A 719-nucleotide genomic window follows, 5' to 3' on the forward strand; every position below is an offset into this window, starting at 1 on the left:
CGCTTTCCTTTCATATTCTCAGCAGGTATGGTCCATATATCCCCATCAATTTGATCTTTATGAATATGACGTAAAGGGTTAGAGCGAACCCCTGTAAGGATAAGCAAGCGCAAAGCAAGATGTGTTATGTTTTGTGTTTTACAGAGGAACTGATAAAAAGCTGGTATATCTTTCCAATCCATTGCTGGTCTATTAGTGATCTTATGACGTTGTTTTCCTAAGAGAGCACGTGCTTTTTCTGTTGCTTGTAAATCAACATTCAAACCCAAGGCAGCCGCATGTTTGAGACAAAGATTAAGACGTATCAATGCTGCTTGGGCTGTTCCAGCTTTTGTATGCCAAATGGGGGCAAGGGTATTGCGTATCTCTGTTTGGGTAATCTCTGAAACGGGTAAACAGCCTAACTTGGGAAGAATATGAAGGCGTAAAGGTGTAAACCAATTTCCATTTTTACCGTCACCTTTTAATTCAGCTTTACGACTTTCAAAAGCATCTAAAGCAATATCTTTTAAATAATGGAGATTACTTATTGCCTCACGCTTTTGTTTATTACGTTCTTTAATAGGATCACGCCCTTCACGTAAAACAGCACGCCATTGCATTGCACATTCACGGGCTTGTTTTAAAGAAACATCTCTTAAAGCACCCAAGCCCATTTCACGGCGCCGCCCATGAATGGTAAAACGGTAAATCCATTGAGCACCTCCATCTTTACGCTT

At 40.5% G+C, this 719-nt stretch carries 1 protein-coding gene; it reads right to left on the reverse strand.

Annotated elements, in window-relative coordinates; all coding sequences use genetic code 11:
• Positions 1-719, reverse strand: a 719-nt coding sequence (locus tag ACFIK3_RS09725; RefSeq protein WP_375676636.1) for a tyrosine-type recombinase/integrase, incomplete at both ends; no start/stop codon positions are given.

Origin of the sequence: Bartonella sp. CB10SXKL, from assembly GCF_042195515.1 — a bacterium.
Classification (GTDB): domain Bacteria; phylum Pseudomonadota; class Alphaproteobacteria; order Rhizobiales; family Rhizobiaceae; genus Bartonella.